The 25,398-nt window shown below is 63.7% G+C and carries 19 protein-coding genes; 15 read left to right on the forward strand and 4 right to left on the reverse strand.

The window, feature by feature from the left end:
• Positions 1 to 110: 110 nt before the first annotated feature.
• Both ACUJB0_RS11845 and udk read right to left on the reverse strand, forming a co-directional pair.
• Positions 111 to 1,304 (reverse strand): cellulase family glycosylhydrolase, encoded by a 1,194-nt coding sequence (locus tag ACUJB0_RS11845; RefSeq protein WP_444845393.1) that lies wholly within the window; start codon positions 1,302 to 1,304, stop codon positions 111 to 113.
• A 174-nt stretch (positions 1,305 to 1,478) separates the two neighbouring features.
• A complete protein-coding gene (udk, locus tag ACUJB0_RS11850) occupies positions 1,479 to 2,120 on the reverse strand; it encodes a uridine kinase (RefSeq protein ID WP_444845394.1) in 642 nt (213 codons plus the stop codon).
• Positions 2,121 to 2,679: 559 nt separating this feature from the next.
• On the opposite strand from udk, the gene ACUJB0_RS11855 reads away from it, so the two are divergent.
• The 4 genes from ACUJB0_RS11855 to ACUJB0_RS11870 all read left to right on the forward strand — a co-directional run bounded on the left by ACUJB0_RS11855 (position 2,680) and on the right by ACUJB0_RS11870 (position 5,206).
• Positions 2,680 to 2,901 carry a hypothetical protein gene (locus ACUJB0_RS11855; RefSeq protein WP_444845395.1) on the forward strand — a complete coding sequence of 74 codons (222 nt, stop codon included), beginning with the start codon at positions 2,680 to 2,682 and terminating at the stop codon, positions 2,899 to 2,901.
• A gap of 86 nt (positions 2,902 to 2,987) precedes the next feature.
• The gene (locus ACUJB0_RS11860) at positions 2,988 to 3,455 is read left to right on the forward strand and encodes a MarR family winged helix-turn-helix transcriptional regulator (RefSeq protein WP_444845396.1); all 468 of its coding nucleotides are present in this window, start codon (positions 2,988 to 2,990) and stop codon (positions 3,453 to 3,455) included.
• 11 nt (positions 3,456 to 3,466) lie between these two features.
• Complete coding sequence (locus ACUJB0_RS11865) at positions 3,467 to 4,315, forward strand: CPBP family intramembrane glutamic endopeptidase (protein ID WP_444845397.1); 849 nt, start codon at positions 3,467 to 3,469, stop codon at positions 4,313 to 4,315.
• A gap of 39 nt (positions 4,316 to 4,354) precedes the next feature.
• Positions 4,355 to 5,206: a GNAT family N-acetyltransferase gene (locus ACUJB0_RS11870; protein WP_444845398.1), complete on the forward strand. Its 852-nt coding sequence runs from the start codon at positions 4,355 to 4,357 to the stop codon at positions 5,204 to 5,206.
• A gap of 50 nt (positions 5,207 to 5,256) precedes the next feature.
• Here ACUJB0_RS11870 and ACUJB0_RS11875 read toward each other — a convergent pair whose 3' ends face one another.
• The gene (locus tag ACUJB0_RS11875; protein ID WP_444845399.1) at positions 5,257 to 6,837 is read right to left on the reverse strand and encodes an isocitrate lyase; all 1,581 of its coding nucleotides are present in this window, start codon (positions 6,835 to 6,837) and stop codon (positions 5,257 to 5,259) included.
• A 415-nt stretch (positions 6,838 to 7,252) separates the two neighbouring features.
• Here ACUJB0_RS11875 and ACUJB0_RS11880 point away from each other — a divergent pair, with 415 nt between their 5' ends.
• The 4 genes from ACUJB0_RS11880 to ACUJB0_RS11895 all read left to right on the forward strand — a co-directional run bounded on the left by ACUJB0_RS11880 (position 7,253) and on the right by ACUJB0_RS11895 (position 12,627).
• On the forward strand, positions 7,253 to 7,783 hold the full coding sequence (locus ACUJB0_RS11880; RefSeq protein ID WP_444845400.1) for a lysozyme: 531 nt from the start codon (positions 7,253 to 7,255) through the stop codon (positions 7,781 to 7,783).
• Between the two features lie 4 nt (positions 7,784 to 7,787).
• Positions 7,788 to 8,243, forward strand: coding sequence for a hypothetical protein (locus ACUJB0_RS11885; RefSeq protein ID WP_444845401.1), 456 nt, complete (start codon positions 7,788 to 7,790; stop codon positions 8,241 to 8,243).
• 80 nt (positions 8,244 to 8,323) lie between these two features.
• Complete coding sequence (locus ACUJB0_RS11890) at positions 8,324 to 10,438, forward strand: phosphocholine-specific phospholipase C (protein ID WP_444845402.1); 2,115 nt, start codon at positions 8,324 to 8,326, stop codon at positions 10,436 to 10,438.
• A 293-nt stretch (positions 10,439 to 10,731) separates the two neighbouring features.
• Positions 10,732 to 12,627 carry a methyl-accepting chemotaxis protein gene (locus ACUJB0_RS11895; protein ID WP_444845563.1) on the forward strand — a complete coding sequence of 632 codons (1,896 nt, stop codon included), beginning with the start codon at positions 10,732 to 10,734 and terminating at the stop codon, positions 12,625 to 12,627.
• Between the two features lie 21 nt (positions 12,628 to 12,648).
• Here ACUJB0_RS11895 and ACUJB0_RS11900 read toward each other — a convergent pair whose 3' ends face one another.
• Positions 12,649 to 12,903 carry a hypothetical protein gene (locus ACUJB0_RS11900; RefSeq protein ID WP_161085982.1) on the reverse strand — a complete coding sequence of 85 codons (255 nt, stop codon included), beginning with the start codon at positions 12,901 to 12,903 and terminating at the stop codon, positions 12,649 to 12,651.
• Positions 12,904 to 13,016: 113 nt separating this feature from the next.
• On the opposite strand from ACUJB0_RS11900, the gene ACUJB0_RS11905 reads away from it, so the two are divergent.
• From ACUJB0_RS11905 to xylG, 7 genes are all read left to right on the forward strand, one after another.
• Positions 13,017 to 14,186 (forward strand): MFS transporter, encoded by a 1,170-nt coding sequence (locus ACUJB0_RS11905; RefSeq protein WP_444845403.1) that lies wholly within the window; start codon positions 13,017 to 13,019, stop codon positions 14,184 to 14,186.
• 102 nt (positions 14,187 to 14,288) lie between these two features.
• Positions 14,289 to 17,627, forward strand: coding sequence for a GDSL-type esterase/lipase family protein (locus ACUJB0_RS11910; RefSeq protein ID WP_444845404.1), 3,339 nt, complete (start codon positions 14,289 to 14,291; stop codon positions 17,625 to 17,627).
• Between the two features lie 117 nt (positions 17,628 to 17,744).
• A complete protein-coding gene (locus ACUJB0_RS11915; RefSeq protein ID WP_444845405.1) occupies positions 17,745 to 18,971 on the forward strand; it encodes a XylR family transcriptional regulator in 1,227 nt (408 codons plus the stop codon).
• 114 nt (positions 18,972 to 19,085) lie between these two features.
• Positions 19,086 to 21,041: a D-xylose 1-dehydrogenase gene (gene xylB, locus ACUJB0_RS11920; RefSeq protein ID WP_444845406.1), complete on the forward strand. Its 1,956-nt coding sequence runs from the start codon at positions 19,086 to 19,088 to the stop codon at positions 21,039 to 21,041.
• Positions 21,038 to 22,810, forward strand: coding sequence for an IlvD/Edd family dehydratase (locus ACUJB0_RS11925; RefSeq protein WP_444845407.1), 1,773 nt, complete (start codon positions 21,038 to 21,040; stop codon positions 22,808 to 22,810). Before xylB ends, ACUJB0_RS11925 begins: the two co-directional genes overlap by 4 nt.
• 39 nt (positions 22,811 to 22,849) lie before the next feature.
• A complete protein-coding gene (gene xylF / locus ACUJB0_RS11930; protein ID WP_444845408.1) occupies positions 22,850 to 23,854 on the forward strand; it encodes a D-xylose ABC transporter substrate-binding protein in 1,005 nt (334 codons plus the stop codon).
• Positions 23,855 to 23,868: 14 nt separating this feature from the next.
• Complete coding sequence (xylG, locus tag ACUJB0_RS11935; RefSeq protein ID WP_444845409.1) at positions 23,869 to 25,392, forward strand: D-xylose ABC transporter ATP-binding protein; 1,524 nt, start codon at positions 23,869 to 23,871, stop codon at positions 25,390 to 25,392.
• The last annotated feature ends 6 nt before the right edge of the window (positions 25,393 to 25,398 follow it).

Consider the following 25,398-nt stretch of genomic DNA (forward strand, 5'->3'; position numbering starts at 1 on the left):
CGACCCTGATCCGCATCTGAGGGGTGAGGCTATTAGAAAGGTGCTCCGCCAGCAGTGCTTATTGGCGGTTACATTCTAACCGGAGCCTTGCCGAGTCGCCCCGAAGTAAGTTACTGCCAATTAGCCATTTCAATGTTCATGTCTCGCACTTTTTCGAGCTGATATTTGCGAGCGTTGGTCGAGGTAACGTTGTAAGTAGCATCTTGCATACTGAGGTCGTATACCCAAAGCGCTGACATTTGGACACGATTGGTAACGATGGCGTTAGTAATGCCCTCAAACCGCTGTGGCGTATCATCCGGGTACAACTTCTGGTCTACGCCAAACTCGCCAAGGAAAAATGGACGTTGTGATAATACCGACTGCGCCATCGCTGCGGCGATGATATCGGAATAAGTTGCAGTGCTAGTTTGTCCCGGGGCAGCAAAGTACTTTCCGGCAGCACCCTCCGCTTTGGGATAGAGATGCATGGAAATCGTATCGATGGGCGCCGGATTGTCCCTCTCCAGGATTTCGCCGAATTGTTGGCGGGTATCCGAATTCCAACTGCCGTGCCGTAGATTGTTGGCACAATAATATGGCACATCGTTGCCGCTAAATATAGGCGTAGCTGGATCGATGCTGCGGATAATGGTGGCGAATTCCTTCAGGGCAGAAATAATGTCCGCTGGAGTAATATTGTCCGTAACGGTACGTTCTGGAGCTCCTGCAGCGGGTGAGGAAGGTAAATAATTAAAGTTGCCTACTGATGGCGGTATGTCCATGACAGTCGTTGCTTCATTAGCGAATTCCAAAGCCCAAAGCGCTTCGTGATCCTTGTATCGGGTAACCAGTTCCGTCAATGCGCCGCGCATGAAAGCGCGAGCTTGGCTCGAGCTGTCGCCAATAGCCGGCAGGTGCTCGCCTTTCAAATCGGGAAATGCGGTCCAGTTAAAGAAAACGTCCAGAACGACGCCGATATTTTGAGCCTTGGCCGCGTCCATAAACGCATCCAAGCGAGTCAAGAATTCTTGATGTTTCGCCACGTAGCTCTTCTGAATATCGGTGGGCCAAAATACAATGGCAGGGACACGGATGAAGGGGACCTGATATTGCTTTAGAGTCGCCAGGCCGGTGGTCAGCGCGCTGGAATTGTTAAAAACAGAGTAGCGGTAGAAACCGTCAAAATAGTTTACACCGACGCCATAAAAAGGCTTCCCGTCTTTCATAAACTTGCCATTGCTCACGCTGAGAGGTCCAGCAAGCGCAGATTGAATTGCGCCGGCGGCCAAGAGGCACAATGCGAAGAGAGTTTTGGATTTCATTTTTCGCTTTTTGTAAAAAAGACAAATTTTACATATCCAATCGGGGCCAAATCTCTCGCAATGTCACTGGAGGCAATACCAGCGTATCCGACTGCGGGTCGACGACGGAATTGCCTCTCCAGATCGCCATCTCCAGATCTGTGATTGGAAGACAGGCGAGTCCCAGGCGAAAGATCAAGGCCGCTTCAACTGACCGATAACGCTGGCCACCTTGGTGGTAATCATATCGACCGCCGGACCATTGGCGCCGTGCGGAATAATGATATCGGCGTTGCGCTTGGTAGGTTCGATGAATTGCTTGTGCATCGGGCGTACAGTTTCCAGATATTGGCCGATGACGCTTTCCACCGAGCGGCCGCGTTCCGTGATATCCCGTTGCATACGGCGGATAAAGCGGATATCGGAAGCCGTGTCGACAAAGATCTTCAGCGACATCATGTCGCACAAGTCCGCGTCATACAGAGCAAACAGGCCTTCGATCACGATCACCGGGGCAGGCTTAACCGGAATGGTCCGGTCGGAGCGGTTGTGAAGCGTGAAGTCGTACTCGGGCATTTCGATCGCCTGGCCATTGCGCAAGGCCTGGATATGCTGCACGAGCAAGGACCATTCGAACGCCTGCGGATGGTCATAATTCTGCTGGGGACGGACTTCAGGGGGGAGATGGGTCTGGTCGCAGTAGTAGTCGTCCTGCATCACGACCGAGACCATGTCAGCGCCGAACGCAGCCAGCACCTTCTGGGACACAGTGGACTTGCCACTGCCGCTACCGCCTGCGACGCCAATAATAAACGGTTGGAAAGAAATCGTATTCATGCCGAATGATACCGGAACCGCGACCGAACTGACAGGGGAGGGCTACCAAGTGCCTTCCTGCGACGCTGTCCGATGGGTGCCCGGGAGCTAACGTTTCTGTGCGGCAGCGCAAGGACAGAAAAGCTGTGCGGCGTACGATCTGAGCGAGCCGTCAATTATGTCGCGCTCGCTCGAAAGGCGATGGGCGCTGGGGGGGCACGCTTGCAGGCATTGATGCCTATCTACTTCTAATGTGGTTGCTAAAAATGGCCAAGGCAAAAGTCACTACAGATGAGCGGATGATAGTGCCGGATATTGCTGCGGAAATCGCCGCATTTGAGCAGAACGTTTTAATATTTGAAACATGGGTCGCGGACATTCTGGCGGCTCTCGCCGATGATCCTCCCAACGAAAAGCGGGTGCGGACTATCTTCCGTGGCGTGGCAGAACTATTCAGTGAATTATCCAATCAGCAGTTGCGCGAGCTTAATGCAGGGCGATCTGCGTCTGCGTCGTACATAAAGCCTCTCCTCCCTCAACTCCAATTGACAGTGGATCAGGCAAGGAACATGATGGGCGCATGGAAGCCCGCCTATCAAAACTGGAATCGGATGTTGCTGCCATCAAAATCGATGTGGCGGTAATCAAAGCCAATGGTGCGACCAAGGCTGACATCGCAGAATTGAAGGGTGTCACTAAGGCGGATATTGCCGAAGCAAAGACGGCTGTCATCCTGTGGGTGGTCGGGGCTGTCTTCATTGCTCAACTACTTCCATCGCTCGTTAAAATATTCATCAAGTAGTGCCCGCCACAATTCAAAAAGTCGTACAAGATTTTTTTTTCAAAAAATTACATAAGTGCTTATTTAATTGCTGCTACAATCGCCACATGAAACAAGGACTCGGAACCCAATTACGACATTTGATCGAACTGCTCGACGGAGCGGTTCAGCAATCCTATACGGATGCTGGTCTCGATTACCGGCCGCGCTACACGCCAGTGATGCGGGCGCTCGCGCAGCAGCAAAGCGCGACCGTCGGCCAGTTGGCTGAGCTGGCCGGCATCACGCAACCGGCGGCCACGCAGACGGTGGCGCTGATGAAGAAGGAGGGCCTGCTGCTGGTGGCGGCCGGCGACGAGGACGGCCGGCAGCGCGTGGTGCGCCTGAGCAGCAAGGGCGAGGCTTTGTTGCCGCAACTGCAGGCGTGCTGGAAGGCGACCAAGCGCGCGGCGGACAGCCTGGATGCGGAGCTGGAGTTTCCGTTGTCCGAGTGCCTGGCCCAAGCCATCGCGGTGCTTGAGCAGCGCTCCTTCGGCGACCGCATCCGCGCAGCAGACAAGAAAATACGACCTTGATGAAAGCGATTATGGATACGACTCTGAACATGGCGGCGAACAAACCAACCTTGGCAGCGCGCCTGCTGGCGAACCCGGTGGTTCGCATTGTGCTTGGCCTGGTACTGACCTTTGCCGTTGTTCCGCTGACGATGATCGTCGCCTCGCAGCTGGTTGCGAAGCCTTACCGCGTCGCGTGGCCGCAACTGCTGGCTGCTGTGTTTGTGTGGTTCGGCTATCGATTCTATGTGCGGCGTATCGAGAAGCGGCAGCCGACCGAACTGGCGACACCGGGCATGGCGCGCGAGATGGGCATCGGTCTGTTGCTTGGCGCTGGCCTGGTCGTGTCCAGCTTCGCCGTGCTGGCGGTGCTGGGTGCATACCGCTTCGATGGCGTCAATCCGCTGAGCCTCAAGATACTGTTGCCGTTGGCTGAGCTGGTACTGGTCGGTATGGTGGAAGAGATGATGTTCCGTGGCGTGATCTTCGGCGTGGTCGAGCGCTCGCTGGGGAGCAAGGCTGCCATTGTGATTTCTGCGTCGCTGTTCAGCCTGAGCCATCTTCCGAATGAAGGCATCTCGGTGCTGGCGATTGCATCGCTTGCCGCGTATGGTGTGTTGCAAGCGGCGCTGTACATGAAGACGCGCCGTCTGTGGATTTGCATCGGCACTCACATCGCATGGAACTATTGTGTCAGCACGGTGTTCTCGTCGACCGTGTCGGGCCACGCGGCGGCCGATGGCCTGTTGCGCGGCCAGCTGGTGGGCGACGCGATGTTGACCGGTGGCGTATTCGGCGTGGAAGGTTCGCTGATTGTAGTATTGTTGATTGCCGGCGCCGCGGCGTTCTGCCTGCGCCGGGCTTTTGCCGGCAAGGCTTGAATCGCAGGGCCGCCGGCACTCATCAATCGGGAGTCGACCATGGTGGCATCGTCGTTGGAAATACGTCAGATGAGCGAGGCTGAGCTCAACATCGCCTTGGACTGGGCGGCTATCGAAGGCTGGAACCCCGGCCTGCATGATGCCGCGTGTTTTTATGCTGCAGATCCCGGCGGCTTTCTGATCGGCGTGCTGGACGGCGAACCGATAGCGAGCATCTTTGCGGTCAAGTACGGTGCCGGGTTCGGCTTCATTGGCGGCTATATCGTCAAGCCGGCTTGGCGCGGCCATGGTCATGGCTGGGCGATGTGGCAGGCTGCGATGGCACGGCTGGTGGGGCGCAACGTGGGCCTCGACGGCGTGGTGGCGCAGCAGGCCAATTATGCCAAGTCCGGCTTCCGGCTTGCGCATCGCAATTTTCGATATGAGGGGCGAGGCACTGGGTGGCCTTTGGATGCGCGCGACATCGTGCCGTTGTCGGCGCTTAGCGATGAAGAAATCTGTCGGTACGATCGCAGCTTTTTTCCGGAGGAGCGCGGCAGCTTTTTGCGGTGCTGGGTACGGTATCCGCACCATATCGCGATTGGCTCCGTGAGCGAGCAAGGGTTGGCCGGTTATGCGGTGGCACGGCCTTGCCGCAACGGTTATAAGATCGGCCCGCTGTTTGCCAATACGCCCGATGTGGCGGAGCGGTTGTTTGACGGCTTGCTGGGCAAGCTAGGGCCAGAGCAGCCGATGTTTCTCGATGTCCCTGAACTTAACCCTGCGGCCGTTGCGCTGGCCGAGCGCCATCAGATGCGGCGGTGCTTCGAAACGGCGCGCATGTACACGCGTGAACAGCCCGAGCTTCATATGGACAGGCAGTACGGCATCACGAGTTTCGAACTCGGTTGAGCAAAAAAAGCCCGCCGAAGCGGGCTTTCCTGTAACGCCGGAACCTGTGTTTAGAACTGGTTCATGGTGTTGTCTTTGCCAGCGGCCTTCAGCGCCGCTTCGCCGCTGAAGTAATCCTTGTGATCGTCGCCGATGTCCGAGCCGGACATGTTCTGGTGCTTGACGCAGGCGATGCCTTGACGGATCTCCTTGCGCTGCACGCCAGCCACATAACCCAGCATGCCCTGGTCGCCGAAGTATTCCTTGGCCAGGTTGTCGGTCGACAGCGCGGCGGTGTGGTAGGTCGGCAGCGTGATCAGGTGGTGGAAGATGCCGGCTTCGCGGGCCGCGTCAGCCTGGAAGGTGCGGATCTTCTCGTCGGCGGCGATCGCCAGTTCGGTCGTGTCGTATTCCACGCTCATCAGCTGGCTGCGCTCGTAGGCCGAGACGTCCTTGCCGGCGGCTTTCATCGCGTCGTACACCTGCTGGCGGAAGTTCAGCGTCCAGTTGAACGATGGGCTGTTGTTGTACACCAGCTTGGCGTTCGGGATGACCTTGCGGATTTCGCTGACCATGCCGCCGATCTGGGCGATATGCGGTTTTTCGGTTTCGATCCACAGCAGGTCGGCGCCGTTTTGCAGCGAGGTGATGCAGTCGAGCACGCAGCGCGCTTCGCCGGTGCCGGCGCGGAACTGGAACAGGTTGCTTGGCAGGCGCTTAGGACGCAGCAGCTTGCCGTCGCGCTTGATGATGACGTCACCGTTGCCCAGCGCGTCGGCCGACACTTCTTCGCAGTCGAGGAAGGAGTTGTATTGGTCGCCCAGGTCGCCTGGCTCATTGGTCACGGCGATCTGCTTGGTCAGGCCGGCGCCCAGCGAGTCGGTGCGGGCGACGATGATGCCGTCGTCCACGCCCAGTTCCAGGAAGGCGTAGCGGATGGCGCGGATCTTGGCCAGGAAGTCTTCGTGCGGCACGGTGACCTTGCCGTCCTGGTGGCCGCATTGCTTCTCGTCGGACACTTGGTTTTCGATCTGGATGCAGCAGGCGCCCGCTTCGATGAATTGCTTGGCCAGCAGGTAGGTCGCTTCGGCGTTGCCGAAACCGGCGTCGATGTCGGCGATGATGGGCACGACGTGGGTGACGTGGTTGTCGATCTGCGACTGGATGGCTGCCTTGGCTGGGCCTTCGGCGGCGTCCAGCTGGCGGAACAGGCCGCCCAGTTCGCGGGCGTCGGCCTGGCGCAGGAAGGTGTACAGCTCTTTGATCAGCGCCGAGACGGCGGTTTTTTCGTGCATCGACTGGTCAGGCAGCGGGCCGAACTCGGAGCGCAGCGCGGCGACCATCCAGCCCGACAGGTAGAGGTAGCGGCGGTCGGTGCTGTTGAAGTGCTTCTTGATCGAGATCATTTTTTGCTGGCCGATGAAACCGTGCCAGCAACCCAGCGACTGGGTGTACTTGGACGAGTCGGCGTCGTAGGCGGCCATGTCGGCGCGCATGATCTTGGCGGTGTATTTGGCGATGTCCAGACCGGTCTTGAATTTGTTCTGGGCGCGCATGCGGGCGGCGGACTCAGGATTGATGGCGTTCCAGGCACTGCCTTGTTGCTCTTTCAAACCAGCAACCGCCTTGATGTCGTCTTGATATTGGGACATGTGTATCTCCTAAAGAATAAAGCAAGTTTGAGAAAATCCTGAGTGCGCCGCTACGTCTTGTCGAAGCAAACTGCATGACTAAATAGTAGGCCATTCTGGTGCAGTGCATCAAGGTCTTATATAAGACATATAACTAAAATTTATTCGTTTGTTTTCAAGGACTTGATTTATTGATTTCACTATGCAAAATGATTTTTCAAAAAGTGGGTGAAATCCGGCGGCCGGTTCGTCAGCCGATTTTCACGATATGAAACGACTTTTCAGCTTCTGATGTAACGGGGAAAAACGTTACCCGAGGACAGCATGGGCAACTTTGCGCGGGCGCAGAGTCGGGCGCTGCGGGCGGGCTAGAGTGAACGAAGGTTGACCCAGCCGTGGCCGACCGCACTCCCAGCCACCCACCCGCGAGGAAGCCATGCCGGACGATGCCCTGAAAGCGCCTGCCGTTGACAACTCCAAGCTGCGCTTGAGCGCCGCAGCCAAGGCCCGCATACGCCGGTACGAAAATCCCAGGTACTCCTATTACGACGACGGCGGCAAGCCCGGCCGGGGCAATTGCACCTGGGGCGTGGGCACGCTGGCGCACAAGGGGCCGTGCAGCGTGGCCGAGCTGAAGACCAAGGTGGACGCCACCCAGGTCGAGGCGGTCTTCGCCGCCAGGCTCGCCGATGCCGAGCGCGCCGTGCGCCGCGAGGTCACCAGCCGGGCGCTGAGCCAGAACCAGTTCGATGCGCTGGTCAGCTTTGTCTACAACGTCGGCGCCACCGGGGCCGGCAATGTGCTCTCGCTGGTCGACGATGGCGACTTCAAGGGCGCTGCGGGCTCCATTTCACGCACCATCTACATGACCGTGCGGACCAGGCGCGGGGCGAAGAAGGTCATCGCCCATGGGCTCATTCCCCGGCGCGCGGAGGAGAGCGCGCCGTTCCGGGTGCCGGCGGACTAAGGCCATGCGAGGGGCCAACTGGGTGTCGAGCTGCCGCCGCGCCGCCGGCCTGGGCGTGCTCGCGGCGCTGCTGTGGGCGCCGCCGTCCGCCGCGGCCGACAATGCCGACATCTACGGCCGGTGGAGCCTCACCAGATTGCTCGACTCGGCCGACATCGCCGCGATGCCGGAGCGTGAGGCGAGGGCGCTGGTGGGCACGCAAGTCGTCATCGCGCCGGACCGCTTCGTGATCGACAGCCGGACCTGCAGGCATCCCAGCTACGAACGCAGCATCGACGACCTGCCCAGGTCGTTCCGCGAACAGGGGCATGTGAGCTCGGCCAACATGGGCCTGCCCGATCCGGTGACCGCCATCGACGCCCGCTGCACGCATATCTACCTGAAGGCGCCCGGCCGCATCGTGGTCCAGTGGGACGGTTATTACTACGACGCCGAGAAACTGAAGCCCATCGAAAAATGAATCTTTAGCAGGGACGTGCAACGACGCCGTCATAATCCCCGGCTATGATCTCCGGTCCGCACACCTGAGAGAGCCATCCGATGACCATCAGCCGCCGCAAATTCCTCCGCTACGCCGCCGGCGCCAGCGCCACCTCCATGTTCCCCGACCTGATCCAGCAGGCGCTGGCGGTGCCGGCCAACAACGCCACCGGCACGCTGGCCGATGTGCAGCACGTGGTCATCTTCATGCAGGAGAACCGCTCCTTCGACCATTACTTCGGCACCTTGTCCGGCGTGCGCGGCTTCGGCGATCCGCGCGCCATCGACCTGCCCAGCGGCCGTCCGGTCTGGTACCAGCCCGACAACGCGGGCGGCTACGTGCTGCCGTTCCACTTCGACGCCAAGAACACCAGCGCGCTGTCGGTCGGCACCAACCACTCGTGGAAGGGATCGCAGGCCACCTGGCAGGGCTGGGACGCGTGGGTCAAGCAGAAGACGCCGCAGACCATGGGCTACTTCGACCGCGGCGACCTGCCGTTCTACTACGCGCTGGCGGACGCCTTCACCATCTGCGACGCGTACCACTGCTCGGTGTTCGGCGCCACCGATCCCAACCGCATGTACTCGCTGACCGGCAGCAGCCAGGGATGGCTGGACTCGATGGGTGGCCTGTACAACGTCAGCCCGGCCGGCTACTACAACAACGATCCGGCGCTGGACAACATCAGCCCCAGCGTCACCGCCAGCGCGCCCACGTGGCGCACCTACGCCGAGGTGCTGGAGGCCAACCAGGTCAGCTGGAAGGTCTACCAGGAATGGGACAACTACGGCGACAACTACCTGGCCTACTTCCGCAACTTCCGCGTCAACGCCGACGGCAGCCGGCTCGACCCCAACTCGCCGCTGTACCGCAAGGCGCGCACGCTGGCGCCCGGTTCCACCGCCGCCAACTCCACCGGCACCACCGGCGACTGGCTGGTCAATTCCTTCGCCGACGACGTGCGCAACAACCGCCTGCCGCAGGTGTCGTGGATCTGCTCGCCCAACGACTACACCGAGCACGCACCCAATTCCCCCAACGCAGGCGAGAACATCACCGCGCGCCTGCTGGCCGCGCTGGTGGCCAATCCCGAGGTCTGGTCCAAGACCGTGTTCCTGTTGATGTACGATGAAAACGACGGCTTCTTCGACCACGTGCCGTCCGACCTGGCGCCGCTCAACCCCGGCATGGGCCGGACCACGCTGGCCGACATCGGCACCTATGAAACCTACCAGGGCGAGCCGATGGGCATGGGGCCGCGCGTGCCGATGCTGGTGATCTCGCCGTGGAGCAAGGGCGGGCGCGTGTGCTCGCAACTGTTCGACCACACGTCCAAGCTGCGCTTCCTGGAGGAGTGGCTGGTGGCCGGCCTCGGCAAGGACCGCGCCAGCGTCCAGTGCGACCTGATCTCGCCGTGGCGCCGCGCCGTGTGCGGCGACCTCACCTCGGCCTTCGACTTCAGCGCGCCCAACAGCAACTGGCCGGCCAGCGTGCCGAAGACGGCGGCGTACCAGCGGGTGTCCGGCAAGCCGTATCCGACGCCGCCGGCGGTGCAGAGCCTGCCGAGGCAGGAAGTCAGCCCGGCCGGCCCGCGCGTGGCCTGCGCGCTGCCGTATGAACTGGCGACCCAGGGCCGCGTGGCCAGCGCGCGCCAGTTCGAACTGAGCTTTGCCAACAGCGGCAAGGCCGGCGCGGCCTTCATCGTGTATTCCAGCCTGCGCGCGGATGGCCCTTGGTACTACACGGTCGAGGCCGGCAAGCGGATCGAGCACGAGGTGTGGAACTGGAACACCGGCAATTACGAACTGAGCGTGCGCGGCGCCAATGGCTACCTGCGCCAGTTCAAGGGCGCGTTCGGCGCCGCGCGGCCGGAGCTGCGCACCAGCTACGACCGCAGCCAGGGCGGCATCGCGCTGGTGCTGTCGAACCAGGAAGGCTTGCACGCCTGTAGCTTCACCATCACCGACAATGCCTACGGCGCGCGGCCGGCCACCTACCGCGTGGCGGCAGGCGCTACCTTGTCGGTTCTGCGCAACCTGTCGGGCAGCTTCGGCTGGTATGACTTCAGTGTTACTAGCGACGCCGATCCGCAATGGCTGCGCCGCGCGGCGGGCCATGTGGAAACAGGGCGCGCCAGTCGTACGGACCCGATGATAGGCGTTCGTCACGGCTAAGCTGTTCCGGTGCGCGGTCCCGCCGCGCGCCGGACATCATGTCAAATTGTTGCCACGCTGCCGGCATCGATAGATTGACCTGAGGAATGTGCTGGCGGAGAATCTCCGTCAGCAGCAAGCAACTCGTACATAAAAAAGTCATACGTGGCATGGCGTCAAGCTTGAATTGACGGCAGCTTTTACTTTTTGATCAGGCAGTCGAGATGAGCGCGCACATTCCAGCATCCTCCTCCAGCATACCGGCGCGCGCCGAACCATCTCTCGAGACATAACGTTCCTTTCAGGGAGACATGATGTTTGCAAATATGAAGGTGGCGACCCGTCTGGGTCTGGGCTTTGGCGCCGTGCTGGTTTTGCTGTTGATCCTGGCGGTGGTGAGTACGATGCGCATGGCGGCCGTCAACGATGGCTTCCGGCGCATCATGGACGACCGCTATCCCAAGGTGGTGATGGCGAAAGATAATATCCGCTACACGATAGACAGCGGCCGCCAGTTGCGCAGCATGCTGCTTGCCACCAGCGACGAGGAGCGGGAAAAATTCCGGCGGCTGGTCGAGGCCGATCGCAGCAAGATCGCCGAGACGATGGACAAGATCGACAAGCTGATCAGCAGCGAGAAGGGCCGCCAGCTGTTCAAGGACATCACCGTCAAGAGCGAGGTGATGACGGGAAAATACGACCAGCTGTACGCGCTGACAAAGAGCGATCCGAAGAAGGCGATCGATTTCGTGAAGACCGATTTCGCAGAGGCCAACAACGCCTACGCGAATTCGTTGGAGGCGCTGTCCAAGCTGCAGGGCGACCTGATGGACACGGAGGCCCAGACCGCCAACGACACCTATCTGGAAACCCGCAAGGTGGTGATCCTGCTGTCGATCGCCGCCGTGCTGATCGGCGCTGCGATCGCGTGGCTGATCACGCGCGACCTGGTCAAGCGCCTCGGCGGCGAGCCGGTCTATGCTGCCGACCTGATGGAGCGCGTCTCCAAAGGCGACCTGAGCTGCGAAGTGCGCCTCAAGGCCGACGACCGCAGCAGCATGCTGTACGCCGTCAGCGAAATGATCGCCAAGCTGCGCCGGGTGGTCGAGGGCCAGCGCGCATTGGTGTCCGCCGCCAACCGCGGCAACTTCGATGTGCGCGTGGACCTGACCGGCATGGCCGGCTTCCAGCAGGAGATGGGCGAGAGCCTGAACCAGTTGGCGAGCACCACCGGCGCCAGCATCGCCGACGTGGTGCGGGTGATGGGCGCGATGTCCGAGGGCGACCTGACCAAGACCATCGACAAGCCCTACGAGGGCGCGTTCGGCGAACTGAAGGAATACACCAACAACACGGTGGCCAAGCTGGCGCAGGTGGTCAGCGAAGTCAACAACAGCGCCGAGGGCCTGGCCGCCGCGTCCGAGGAAGTCAGCGCGACCTCGCAGTCGCTGGCGCAGGCGGCCAGCGAGCAGGCTTCCAGCGTGGAGGAGACCTCGGCCTCGGTCGAGCAGATGACCGCCTCGGTGGCGCAGAACACGGACAACGCCAAGGTCACCGACGCCATGGCCAGCCGCGCCGCCAACGAGGCGAGCGAGGGCGGCGACGCGGTGCGCTCGACGGTGGCGGCCATGAAGCAGATCGCGGCCAAGGTGCTGATCATCGACGACATCGCCTACCAGACCAACCTGCTGGCCTTGAACGCCGCCATCGAGGCGGCGCGCGCGGGCGAGCACGGCAAGGGCTTCGCGGTGGTGGCGGCGGAGGTGCGCAAGCTTGCCGAACGCAGCCAGGTGGCGGCGCAGGAAATCGGCCAGGTGGCCAGCGGCAGCGTGGAACTGGCCGAGCGGGCCGGGCAGATGCTGGGCGCGATGGTGCCGAACATTAAGAAGACCTCCGACCTGGTGCAGGAGATCACGGCCGCGTCGGAGGAGCAATCGTCCGGGCTGGCGCAGATCAATTCGGCGATCAGCCAGCTGAGCCAGACCACGCAGCAGAACGCCTCCGGCTCGGAGGAACTGGCGGCCACGGCCGAGCAGATGAGCAGCCAGGCCGAGGAGCTGCAGCAGACCATGGGCTTCTTCATCCTGAGCGGCTCGGGCCCGCGCCCGGCGCGCAACCGGGACGCGGCCAACACCGGCCGCATGCGCCCGGCGGCGCTGCGCGCCATCAACGCCGAGGAGCCGGACGAATCGAAGTTCGTGCGTTACTGATGGTCCACGCGGACGGCGCCCTCAGCTCCGTCCCGCCGGCCCCGCCTTGAGCGAGGCCACGATATCCTGCGCCGCCGCTTCCGCCGCGGCGCAGGCGCTTTCGGCGTCGGCAAACTGCTGGACCGCCGCCACCCGGTGCTTGCGGCGGACATTCAAACGATGCATCGGTGTCCCCGACGGCGCGAACACCGCGACGTAAGCACCCCACAGCTTGCAGCCCTCCAAGCGTTCCGCTGAAAACTCGATTTCAAAGTTGTCGATGTACTTGGTTGGCACGACTCCCTCCCGATGACTGGCGATACCCGTCCAATGTACGCGCTCCGGGCCGGTAATGTCGCGCAGTTTCTGTAATCCGTTACAATCGGGACAATATCGACATATCGCCAACAATGACCAAATCCCCGAATGTGCGGCGCCGTTCCCTGGTCGCCGCTTGCAGCGCGCACGCCATCCACGATGGCCTGACCGATGTGATCTACGTGCTGCTGCCCGTGTGGCAGGCGCAATTCGCGATCAGCCTGGCGATGGTGGGCCTGCTGCGCGGCGCCTACTCCGGCGTGATGGCGGGCTTCCAATTGCTGGCCAGCCGCCTGGCGAAACGTTGGGGCCGCGAGCGCATGCTGATCGGCGGCACGGCGCTGGCCGGCATCGCATACTTGATCTCGGGCATGGCCGGCGGCCTGGCGGTGCTGCTGATTTCGCTGCTGCTCGGCGGCCTGGGCGCCAGCACCCAGCATCCGCTGGCCTCGTCCATCGTCACCGACACGCACGAGGCGGGCGGCGGCGTGAAGGAGGCGCTGGCGCAATACAACTTTGCCGGCGACATCGGCAAGACGCTGGTGCCGGGCGCGGTCGGCCTGCTGCTGGTGGTGGTCAGCTGGCAGGCCAGCGTGGTGCTGATCGGCTGCCTCGGCCTGGCGGCCGCGGTGCTGCTGTGGTGGCTGCTGCCGACGGCGGCGGAGTCGGCCCATCATCGGGCGCAGTCGGCCAAGGTGGTGGCCGGCAAGGGCTCGGCCAGCGGCCTGCGCGCGCTTATCCTGACCGGCATGCTCGACAGCGCGGTGCGCATGGGCTTCCTGACCTTCCTGCCGTTCCTGTTGAAGAGCAAGGGCGCCGGCACCGCCGGCATCGGCCTGGCCTTGTCGCTGCTGTTTGTCGGCGGCGCTTTCGGCAAGCTCTCCTGCGGCTACCTGGGTGCGCGCATCGGCATGATGAAGACGGTGTGGATCACCGAATCCGCCACGGCACTGCTGATCCTGCTGTCGGTGTGGCTGCCGCTGACCGCCATGATGGCCATGCTGCCGCTGCTGGGGCTGGCGCTGAACGGCACCTCGTCGGTGTTGTACGGCACGGTGCCGGAGCTGGCCGAGACGGGCAAGCGCGAGCAGGCGTTTGCGCGCTTCTATACCGCCACCATCGGCGGCGGCGCGCTGGCGCCGGTGCTGTTCGGCCGGCTCGGCGACGTGGCCGGCGTCCCCAACGCATTGATGGCGCTGTCGGCCTTGCTGCTGCTGACGCTGCCTTTGTCGTACCGTGTGCAGCAGTCCCTGGACGGCTGAAACGCCGTGAATTTCATTGGCCCCGTTGGTGATTTTCGTAATTGCTAGGCCTCCGGGTAACTTGCAGAATGTAGCGACAAAAAATCTCAGCGAGACACTCCCATGATCCCCACCCACTGGCGCCTGGCATTCTGCCTGGCCGCGGTATCGGCATCCGCCTGCGCGGCGCCTGCGCAGGACCTTAAAGTGTATGCCGGCCGCCCGCAGCCTTCGTGGCAGCTCACGCTGACCGGCCTGGACGTGAACATGAAGATCGATGGCGCCAACGCCGTGATCCCGCCGTCGGCCGCGATACCGGCGAGCCACGTCAGCGCCAGCCAGGACGGCAAGGCGCTGACGCTGAACTTCAAGGAATCCTGGTACGCCGGCGTGCGGCTGGAGGGCGGCAAGCCGCTCGACCTGCGGCCGTATCTGGCGCACGGCGTGCTGGCGCTGGATGTCAAGGTCACGGACATGGAGGAGGGCGGCCTGGGCATCGCGGTCGGCTGCGGCGACAAATGCCAGCGCAACGTGCCTTTCATGCTGCCGGCGCGCGCCATGGCCGGCAAGGGCTGGCAGCACGTGGTGCTGGCGATGAGCTGCTTCGTGCACGACGGCGACGACTTCAGCGCCGTCACCCAGCCCTTCGTGCTCAACGCGAACGGCAGCGGCGTGGTCTCGGTGGCCAACATCCGCTACCAGGCCAGCGGCAAGCCCAACACCAGCTGCCCGGATTACCGCACCGTGTCGGTCACGCCGGACAAGTTGAACGAACCGTGGTCGATCAAGTGGTGGACGCCACGCCACGAGAAGAAGCTGGCCGAGGCGCAGGCGCTGGGCAAGTCGGCCGAGGTCGTATTCATCGGCGATTCGATCACCGAGGGCTGGGAGAAGAGCGGCGCGCCGGTCTGGGAGCGCAACTACAAGCCGATGAACGGCCTGGCGCTGGGCTTCGGCGGCGACCGCACCGAGAACGTGCTGTGGCGCCTGCTGCATGGCGAGGTGGACGGCCTCGCGCCCAAGGTCGCGGTGCTGATGTTCGGCACCAATAACACCGGCCACCGCCACGAGGATCCGAAGCTGACCGCCGCCGGTATCCGGCGCGATATCGACGAGCTGCGCCACCGCCTGCCGGACACCAAGATCCTGCTGCTGGCGATCTTCCCGCGCGGCGCGAAGCCGGACGACGAGCTGCGCCAGTTGAACGAGCAGGTCAACGGCATCATCGCCGGCTTCGCCGACAACCAGCACATCTACTTCCTCAACATCAACCAGGCCTTCCTGGCGCCGGACGGCACGCTGTCGAAGGACATCATGCCCGACCTGCTGCATCCGAACGAGAAGGGCTACGAGATCTGGGCCAAGGCCATGGCGCCGACGCTCAAGCGGCTGATGGGCGGCGAGGCCTACGCGTGGGACAACGTCGCCATCGGCGGCAGCGGCTATGTCTCCGGCATCGTCACCAGCAAGGCCGAGAAGGGCCTGATCTACGTCCGCACCGACGTCGGCGGCGCCTACCGCTGGGACGGCGCCGCGCAGCGCTGGATACCGTTGCTGGACTGGGTGTCCGACAAGGACACCGGCTTGCTGGGCGTGGAGTCGATCGCCATCGATCCGAATGCGCCGTCCAAGGTCTACCTGTCCACCGGCATCGCTTATTTGAACGGCGGCGCCAGCGCGATCCTGAAATCCAGCGACTACGGCAAGACCTTCACCAGGATCGACGTGACCGGCCAGTTCAAGGTCCATGGCAATGGCCTGGGCCGCGGCACCGGCGAGCGGCTGCAGGTGGACCCGGCCAACGGCAAGATCCTCTACATCGGCACGCGCGCCAACGGCATGTTCAAAAGCGCGGACGAAGGCCTGAGCTGGCAGCACCTGGACGGCCTGCCGGTGGCGGCCACGCCCAACCGTAACGGCGTGGGCTTCGTGCTGCTGGACCCGGCCAGCGCGGCCGGCGGCGCCACGCAGCGCATCTTCGCCGGCGTGTCGCGCTACGGCTCGGTGGGTGCGAACATGTATATGTCCAACGACGGCGGCAAGACCTTCGCGCCGATGAACGGCGGCCCGTCCGCCTTGATCCCGCAACGCGCGGTGCTGGCCAAGGGCAGCCTGGTGGTGGTCTACGCCAATGGCGTCGGCCCGCACGGCGACAAGCACGGCGAGGACATGGACCAGGGCCAGGTGTGGAAGTACGATATCGCCTCCGCCAAGTGGAGCAATATCTCGCCGCCGCTGAACCGCGCCTACGCCGGCATCACGGTCGATCCGGGCAACGAGGACCGCATGATCGTCTCCACCACCAACTACTATCGCCAGCCTCACGCGATGGGCGACCAGTTCTTTGAAACGCTGGACGGCGGCAAGAGCTGGAAGAGCGTGGTCGACCAGGGCGTGCGCATCGATCCCAACGGCGTGAGCTGGATCGCGGGCAGCTTCATGCACTGGGCCACCAGCATCGAGTTCGATCCCTTCGACACGCGCACGGTGATGGTCGTCTCCGGCAACGGCATCTTCAAGACGAGCGACATCCATGCCGCGCCGGCGGTCTGGAAGTTCGAGGACAAGGGCCTGGAGGAATCGGTGCCGCTGGATATGATCAGCATTCCCGGCGGCCCGGCCATTTCCGCCATCGGCGACTACGACGGCTTCCGCCACACCGACGTGACCCAGTACGCGCCGATCCACACGCCGACCATGGGCACCACCTGGGGGCTGGACTACGCGGCCGCCAATCCCAACGTGGTGGCGCGCGTCGGCAGCGCGATGTACGTGTCGCGCGACATGGGCGTGAGCTGGAAGAAGACCGCCAGCCTGCAGGGCAAGCAGGGCCGCCTGGCGCTGAGCGCGGACGGCAAGGTGATCGTCCACAGCCCGGAAAAATCCGCCACCAGCTACTATTCGGCCGACGGCGGCGACAGCTGGCGCGTGGCCCAGGGCCTGAACGGCGCGCGGCCGGTGGCCGACCCGGTCAACCCCCGCAAGTTCTACGCCCTGAGCGGCGCCGTGCTGCTGGTCAGCACCGACGCCGGCGCCAGCTTCGCGCCGGCCGGGCGCCTGTCCGGCGCCAAGGGCTCGCCGGCGGTGCGCGTCGCGCCGGGCCGGGAGGGCGATGTCTGGGTCGCGCTGTACGACGGCGGCCTGGCCCGATCCACCGATTCCGGCGCCACGTTCGCCAACCTGGCCAATGTGGGCTACGCGGCGGCGGTCGGCTTCGGCAAGGCGGCGCCGGGCGCCGGCTACCCGGCGGTGTACATCTGGGGGACGGTGGGCGGCGTGCGCGGCCTGTTCCGCTCCACCGACAGCGGCGCCAGCTGGTTGCGTATTAATGACGATAATCATCAATATGGCGGTCCGGGCGATGCCCAATTTGTTATCGGAGATGCAAACACTTACGGTGTGGTGTACATGAGCACGGCGGGCCGGGGCATAGTGACTGGCAAGCCGATTGTCGCCAATTAGGGACGTGATCGCCTTTTTCATCGGTGTATGATCGGAAACATGCCACAATACCCGGCACATCCCGCAGAGGATGTGTCGAGACGTGCTGTACCGAGATTGAGGTCGTTGAAAATGTCGATGAAGTCCCACCGTATTGCGTTGCTGTTCAACGCGAATAAAATTTTTGACCGCGAGGTTATTTCCGGCGTGGCCGCTCACCTGAGCAGCACCCGCGCCTCCTGGGATCTGTTCCTGGAAGAAGACTTCCGCCTGCGCCTGCCCGGCATCGAGCACTGGCAGGGCGACGGCATCATCGCCGATTTCGACGATCCCGCCGTGGCCGCCGCGCTCAGCCGCAGCCGCATCCCGGTGGTGGCGGTGGGCGGCTCCTACGCCGACGAGAGCAATTATCCCGAATCCATACCCTACGTCGCCACCGACAATTTCAAGCTGATCAAGCTGGCCCACGACCACCTGATCGAGGCCGGCCTGCGCAATTTCGCGATGTTCAGCCTGCCGGAAGCGCAGGAAAACCGCTGGGCGCAGGAGCGCGAGACCGCCTTCCGCACGCTGATGCGCAAGGACATGATGGAGCCGCACATCTACCGTGGCCTGGGCACCAGCGCGCCGTCGTGGGACGAGGCGGTGGAGCAGCAGATCAAGTGGCTGCACAGCCTGCCCAAGCCGGTCGGCATCATCGCCGTCACCGACGCCCGCGCGCGCCAGCTGCTGCAGGCCTGCATCATGGCCGGCATCGAGGTGCCGGAGCAGGTGGCGCTGATCGGCATCGACAACGATCCGCTGGCGCGCATGCTGACCCGCATTCCGCTCAGCTCCGTGATGCAGGGCGCGCAGGAGATGGGCCGCACCGCCGCCCACCTGCTGGACCAGATGCTGCACGGCGTGCGCCTGGGCGGCACGCGCATCCTGGTGCCGCCGGTCGGCATCAACGTGCTGACCTCGACCCGCCACGAGGCGCCCAAGCATCCGCACGTGATGCGGGCGCGCCACTTCATCCGCCAATACGCCTGCCAGGGCATCAAGACGCACCAGGTGGCCGAGTATGTCGGCATCTCGCGCTCGTCGCTGGAATCGTACTTCCGCCAGGAGCTCGATTGCAGCGTGCATGACGTGATCCTGCGCTTCAAGCTGGACGCCGCCACCGAGATCCTCGCGCGCGGGGAGCGCAGCATCGCCGACGTGGCGCTCAGTTGCGGCTTCACGTCGGTGCAGTATATGCACGCGGTGTTCAAGCGGGAGCTGGGCTGCACGCCGCGCGCCTACCAGGACCGCGCCATGCAGGGCCGCGCCGGCGAAGCCGACGGCGACGGCGCCGCCGTGGCCGATTTGCGCAGCGTGGCCTGAGCGGCGGCGACGCGTAAAACATTGCCGTGATTGGTGAGTTTCATAATTGCCGTCATGGGTGAATCGGGTCAAAATCCTCCACGCAGTTTGCTTGCCAGCCTGGAGAGAGAGACCTTGGAAAATAATGTAAAAACGATGCTGCCCGACGATGTTGAACGGGCGGTCCTGGTGGGCCGTGTGTGGCGCGATGGCGTCATCAACGGACCTTGCGTGGTCGCCGTGCGCAACGGCGAGGTGTTTGATATCACCGGCCACGCGCCCACCATGTCGGACCTGCTGGAACGCGACGACGCCCTCGAAGTGGCGCGCTCCGCTCCCGGCGAACCGCTGGGCGGCGTGCAGCAGCTGATGGCCCACGCCCTCGATGCCAAGGCCGCCGTCGGCGCCCCGCGCCTGCTGGCGCCGTGCGACCTGCAGGCGATCAAGGCCTGCGGCGTGACCTTCGCCGTCAGCCTGCTGGAACGCGTGATCGAAGAACAGGCAGGCGGCGACGCCTCCCGCGCCAGCGCGCTGCGCTCCGAAATCCAGTCCATCATCGGTTCCGACCTGTCGGCCATCCGTCCCGGCTCGCCGGAGGCGGCGCGGCTGAAGGCGGACCTGATCGAGCGTGGCCTGTGGTCGCCGTACATGGAGGTGGGCATCGGCCCGGACGCCGAGGTGTTCTCCAAGTCGCAACCCATGTCGGCGGTGGGGCAGGGCGCGGATGTCGGCCTGCACCCGGATTCGAAATGGAACAACCCCGAGCCGGAGATCGTCCTGGCGGTCAACAGCCAGGCGCGCGTGCTGGGCGCCACGCTGGGCAACGACGTCAACCTGCGCGACATCGAAGGCCGCAGCGCCCTCCTGCTGGGCAAGGCCAAGGACAACAACGGCTCCTGCGCCATCGGCCCGTTCATCCGCCTGTTCGACGAACACTTCACCATCGACACCATCCGCAACGCGGAAGTGAGCATGCTGATCGAAGGTGAGGACGACAACTTCCACCTGGCCGGCGCCAGCCGCATGCGCGAGATCAGCCGCGATCCGCTGGACCTGGTGAGCCAGGTCTGCGGCCGCCATCATCAATACCCGGACGGCTTCATGCTCTTCCTCGGCACGATGTTCTCGCCGATCAAGGACCGCGACACCGCCGGCGGCGGCTTCACGCACCACCTGGGTGACCGTGTCAGCATCTCGACGCCGTCGCTGGGCAAGCTGGTGAACCACGTGCAGCGCAGCGACGCCATCGCGCCTTGGACCTTCGGCGTGCGCGCCCTGCTGGGCCGCGCTCGCGGCGCCAGCCCGGTGCGCGCGGCGCCGATGGTGCAGGCCAGGATGCAGCATGCCACTTACCCTAGCCTGGCCGGCCGGCGCGTGGTCGTCACGGGCGGCGGCAGCGGCATCGGCGCCGGCATGGTGGAGGCGTTCGCGCAGCAGGGCGCGCAGGTGCACTTCCTCGACGTGGCCGAAGCGGATTCGCTGGCGCTGCAAAGCCGCCTTGCCTCGCTGGCGACGCCGCCGGTGTTCATGCGCTGCGACCTGACCGATCTCGAAGCGCTGGAAGCGGCTTTCAAGAGCATCGGCGAAGTCGATATCCTGATTAACAACGCGGCCAACGACGACCGCCACAAGCTGGCCGACGTCACGCCCGAATACTGGGAGCAGCGCATGGCCGTCAACCTGCGCCACCAGTACTTCTGCGCCCAGGCGGTGTCCGAGGGCATGCGGCAGCGCGGCGGTGGCGTGATCCTGAACTTCGGTTCGATCTCGTGGCACCTGGCGTTGCCGGAACTGACCCTGTACATGACGGCGAAAGCCGCCATCGAGGGCATGACGCGCGGCCTGGCGCGCGACCTCGGTCCGCACAACGTCCGCGTCAACTGCATCATCCCCGGCGCGGTGCGCACGCCGCGCCAGGAAGCCCTGTGGCATACGCCGGAAGAGGAAGCGCGCATCCTGGCCGGCCAATGCCTGCCGCAGCGCGTGCAGGTGGACGACGTGGCCGCGCTGGCGCTGTTCCTGGCCTCCGACAACGCCGGCCGTTGCACCGGCCGTGATTACTTCGTCGATGCGGGATGGTACGGCGCATGAGTACCCAACGCCGCTTCCGCTCGCAGGACTGGTTCGACAATCCGGACCACATCGACATGACGGCGCTGTACCTCGAGCGCTTCATGAACTACGGGATCACGCCGGAGGAGCTGCGCTCCGGGCGTCCCATCATCGGCATCGCGCAGAGCGGCAGCGACATCAGCCCCTGCAACCGCATCCACCTGGAGCTGGCCAAGCGCGTGCGCGACGGCATCCGCGATGCGGGCGGTATCGCGATGGAGTTCCCGCTGCATCCGATCTTCGAGAACTGCCGCCGTCCGACCGCCGCCATCGACCGCAACCTGGCCTATCTGGGCCTGGTGGAGATCCTGCACGGCTATCCGATCGACGCGGTGGTGCTGACCACCGGCTGCGACAAGACCACGCCATCGCAGCTGATGGCCGCGGCGACGGTGGACATTCCCGCCATCGTGCTGTCCGGCGGGCCGATGCTGGACGGCTGGTTCGAGGGTGAACTGGCGGGTTCCGGCGCGGCGATCTGGAAGGGCCGCCGCCAGCTGGCCGCTGGCGAGATCGACAACGACAAGTTCCTGCAGATCGCGGCCGCCTCGGCGCCGTCGGCGGGACACTGCAACACCATGGGCACCGCCTCCACCATGAACGCGATGGCCGAGGCGCTGGGCATGTCGCTGACCGGCTGCTCGGCGATTCCCGCGCCGTACCGCGAACGCGGCCAGATGGCGTATGAAACCGGCAAGCGCATCGTCGAGATGGCGCGGCTGGACATCAAGCCTTCCAGCATCCTGAATCGCGAAGCGTTCCTGGACGCGATCGTGGTCAACGCGGCCATCGGCGGCTCCACCAACGCGCAGCAGCACATCATGGCGATGGCGCGCCACGCCGGCGTCGAGCTGCATTCGAGCGACTGGATGGAGTACGGCCACGCGGTGCCGCTGCTGCTGAACATGCAGCCGGCCGGTAAATTCCTCGGCGAGCGCTTCCACCGCGCCGGCGGCGTGCCGGCCATCATGTGGGAGCTGGAGCAGAAAGGCATGCTGCGTTCCGACCGTCCAACGGTCACCGGCCGCACCATGCGCGACAACCTGGCCGGCCGCGAGACGCACGACCGCGAGGTGATCTACCCGTTCGACCAGCCGCTGAAGAAGGACGCCGGTTTCTTCGTCCTGAAGGGCAACCTGTTCGACTTCGCCATCATGAAAACCAGCGTGATCTCGGACGCCTTCCGTGCCCGCTATCTGAGCACGCCGGGCAGCGAGAACATCTTCGAATGCCGCGCCATCGTGTTCGACGGCTCCGACGACTACCACGCCCGCATCAACGATCCATCGCTGAACATCGACGAGGACTGCATGCTGGTGATACGCGGCGCCGGCCCGGTGGGCTGGCCCGGTTCGGCCGAGGTGGTGAACATGCAGCCGCCCGATGCGCTGGTCAAGCGCGGCATCAACGCGCTGCCGACGCTGGGCGACGGCCGCCAGTCCGGCACCTCGGACAGCCCGTCGATACTGAATGCGTCGCCGGAAAGCGCGGTTGGAGGTGGCCTTGCGTGGCTGCGCACGGGCGACCGTATCCGCGTGGACCTGAACGCCGGCCGTTGCGATGCGCAGGTGGCCGAGGCGGAGTGGGAGGAGCGCAAGAAGGGCGCTCTTCCGCCGATCCCGGCCAGCCAGACGCCGTGGCAGGAGATTTATCGCAGCACCGTTGGACAAATGGAAAACGGCGCCTGCATGGAACTGGCTGTACCATACCGAGGAGTGGTTAACAACCCGGCACGTCACAATCACTAGTCAGCCGGGCATGGACCCGTGCGATAACAGGAGACGACAATGAAGAAATTACTGAGCGCCGCGGCAGTCGCCGTCATGTTGGTGTGCGCCGGCGGGAACGCCATGGCGGACGCCAAGAATCCGAAGATCGGTTTTTCGATCGACGATCTGCGGCTGGAGCGCTGGGCGCGCGATAGAGATTACTTCGTTGCGGCGGCCGAGCAGCAGGGCGCCAAGGTCTTCGTGCAGTCGGCCGACGCCAGCGAGCAGCGGCAGATCGCACAGATCGAGAACCTGATTTCGCGCGGCGTCGACGTGCTGGTGATTGTTCCGTATAACGCCACGGTGCTCAACAACGCCGTGCGCGAGGCCAAGAAGGCCAAGATCAAGGTGGTCTCCTACGACCGCCTCATCCTCAACGCCGATATCGACGCCTACATCTCCTTCGATAACAAAATGGTCGGCGAGATGCAGGCGCAGGGCGTGGTGGCGGTCAAGCCGAAGGGGAATTTCTACCTGCTGGGCGGCGCGCCGACCGACAACAACGCCAAGATGCTGCGCGAAGGCCAGCTGAAGGTGCTGCAGCCGCTGATCGACAAGGGCGACATCAAGGTGGTGGGCAAGCAGTGGGTCAAGGACTGGAATCCGGCCGAGGCCATGTCCATCGTCGAGAATGCGCTGACCGCCAACGGCAACAAGCTCGATGCGGTGGTCGCGTCGAACGACGCCACCGCCGGCGGCGCGATCCAGGCGCTGGCTTCGCAAAAGCTCGATGGCAAGGTGGCCGTGTCCGGACAGGATGCGGACCTGGCGGCGGTGCGCCGCGTGATCGCCGGTTCGCAGACCATGACGGTCTACAAGCCGCTGAAGGTGATCGCCACCGAGGCGGCCAAGCTGTCGATCCAGCTGGTGCGCAATGAGAAGCCGGCCTTCAACGCCGAGTACCAGAACGGCTTCAAGCAAGTCCCAACGCTGCTGCTGAAACCGACCATGCTGACCAAGGCGAATATCGACCTGGTGGTGACGGACGGCTTCTACACCAAGACTCAATTGGCTGCCAAGTAAGCGGCGGGTACCGCATGTCCGCCTATCTGCTGGAAATGAAGGGCATCGTCAAGAAGTTTGGCGGTGTGCCCGCGCTTGACGGTATCGACCTGCAGGTCAGGCCCGGCGAGTGCATCGGCTTGTGCGGCGAGAACGGCGCCGGCAAATCCACTTTGATGAAAGTGCTGTCCGCCGTCTACCCGCACGGCATCTGGGACGGCGAGATCCTGATGGACGGCCAGCCGCTGCGCGCGCAGTCGATACGCGAGAGCGAGGCGGCCGGCATCGTCATCATCCACCAGGAGCTGATGCTGGTGCCGGAACTGACGGTGACGGAGAATCTCTTCCTCGGCAACGAGATCACGCTGCCAGGCGGCCGCATGGATTATCCGGCCATGAACCGCCGCGCCGAGACACTGCTCAAGGAGCTGAAACTCAACGACGTCAATGTGGTGCTGCCGGTGATGAACTACGGCGGCGGCCACCAGCAGCTGATCGAAATCGCCAAGGCGCTGAACAAGAACGCGCGGCTGCTGATCCTGGACGAACCGTCGTCGTCGCTGACGGCGTCGGAAATCGAGGTGCTGCTTGAGATTATCCGGGGCCTGAAGGCCAAGGGCGTGGCCTGCGTCTATATCTCGCACAAGCTCGATGAGGTGGAGGCGATCTGCGACACCATCGTCGTCATCCGCGACGGCAAGCATATCGCCACCACGCCGATGCGGCAGATGGATGTGCGCCAGATCATTTCGCAGATGGTGGGGCGCGAGATGAACCAGCTGTATCCCAAGCTGGAACGCACGCAGGGCGAGGTGATCTTCGAAGCCCGCAACGTGGTGTGCTACGACACCGAAAAGCCGGACCGCAGGAAAGTGGACAACGTCTCCTTCACGCTGCGCCGGGGCGAGATCCTCGGCATCGCGGGGCTGGTGGGCGCGGGCCGCACGGAGCTGGTGTCGGCGCTGTTCGGCGCCTACAACGGCCGCAGCGAGGCCGAGGTGTGGCTCAACGGCGAGAAGATCGATACCCGCACGCCGATCAAGGCGATCCGCGCCGGCCTGGCGCTGGTGCCGGAGGACCGCAAGCAGCACGGCATCATTCGCGACCTGGATGTGGGCCAGAACATCACGTTGTCGGTGCTGGGGCGTTACGCGCGCTTCACCCGCATCGACCGCGAGGCTGAATTGAAAACCGTCAGCGAGGAGATCGCGCGGCTAGGCCTGAAGACGGCCAGTCCCTTCCTGCCGATTACCTCGCTCTCCGGCGGCAACCAGCAGAAGGCGGTGCTGTCCAAGATGCTGCTGACGCGGCCCAAGGTGCTGATCCTCGACGAACCCACGCGCGGCGTGGACGTCGGCGCCAAGTACGAGATCTACAAGCTGATGCTGGAACTGGCCAGCCAGGGCGTGTCCATCATCATGGTGTCGTCGGAGCTGGCCGAGGTGCTGGGCGTGTCCGACCGCGTGCTGGTGATGGGCGAAGGCCAGCTGCGCGGAGACTTCATCAACCGGGACCTGACCCAGGAAATGCTGCTGTCGGCGGCGCTCGATCACTCTTGATGCATC

This window comes from Duganella caerulea (assembly GCF_040362985.1).
Taxonomy (GTDB): Bacteria; Pseudomonadota; Gammaproteobacteria; order Burkholderiales; family Burkholderiaceae_D; genus Rugamonas; species Rugamonas vulcania.

Bases quoted from the DNA above. Each gene is read 5' to 3' on its own strand.
- udk (WP_444845394.1), bottom strand. From the start codon at position 2,120: ATGAATACGATTTCTTTCCAACCGTTTATTATTGGCGTCGCAGGCGGT.
- ACUJB0_RS11845 (WP_444845393.1), bottom strand. From the start codon at position 1,304: ATGAAATCCAAAACTCTCTTCGCATTGTGCCTCTTGGCCGCCGGCGCA.
- ACUJB0_RS11890 (WP_444845402.1), top strand. From the start codon at position 8,324: ATGACCATCAGCCGCCGCAAATTCCTCCGCTACGCCGCCGGCGCCAGC.
- ACUJB0_RS11865 (WP_444845397.1), top strand. From the start codon at position 3,467: ATGGATACGACTCTGAACATGGCGGCGAACAAACCAACCTTGGCAGCG.
- ACUJB0_RS11875 (WP_444845399.1), bottom strand. From the start codon at position 6,837: ATGTCCCAATATCAAGACGACATCAAGGCGGTTGCTGGTTTGAAAGAG.
- ACUJB0_RS11855 (WP_444845395.1), top strand. From the start codon at position 2,680: ATGGAAGCCCGCCTATCAAAACTGGAATCGGATGTTGCTGCCATCAAA.
- ACUJB0_RS11885 (WP_444845401.1), top strand. From the start codon at position 7,788: ATGCGAGGGGCCAACTGGGTGTCGAGCTGCCGCCGCGCCGCCGGCCTG.
- ACUJB0_RS11880 (WP_444845400.1), top strand. From the start codon at position 7,253: ATGCCGGACGATGCCCTGAAAGCGCCTGCCGTTGACAACTCCAAGCTG.
- ACUJB0_RS11905 (WP_444845403.1), top strand. From the start codon at position 13,017: ATGACCAAATCCCCGAATGTGCGGCGCCGTTCCCTGGTCGCCGCTTGC.
- ACUJB0_RS11910 (WP_444845404.1), top strand. From the start codon at position 14,289: ATGATCCCCACCCACTGGCGCCTGGCATTCTGCCTGGCCGCGGTATCG.
- xylF (WP_444845408.1), top strand. From the start codon at position 22,850: ATGAAGAAATTACTGAGCGCCGCGGCAGTCGCCGTCATGTTGGTGTGC.
- ACUJB0_RS11870 (WP_444845398.1), top strand. From the start codon at position 4,355: ATGGTGGCATCGTCGTTGGAAATACGTCAGATGAGCGAGGCTGAGCTC.
- ACUJB0_RS11895 (WP_444845563.1), top strand. From the start codon at position 10,732: ATGTTTGCAAATATGAAGGTGGCGACCCGTCTGGGTCTGGGCTTTGGC.
- xylG (WP_444845409.1), top strand. From the start codon at position 23,869: ATGTCCGCCTATCTGCTGGAAATGAAGGGCATCGTCAAGAAGTTTGGC.
- ACUJB0_RS11860 (WP_444845396.1), top strand. From the start codon at position 2,988: ATGAAACAAGGACTCGGAACCCAATTACGACATTTGATCGAACTGCTC.
- ACUJB0_RS11925 (WP_444845407.1), top strand. From the start codon at position 21,038: ATGAGTACCCAACGCCGCTTCCGCTCGCAGGACTGGTTCGACAATCCG.
- ACUJB0_RS11915 (WP_444845405.1), top strand. From the start codon at position 17,745: ATGAAGTCCCACCGTATTGCGTTGCTGTTCAACGCGAATAAAATTTTT.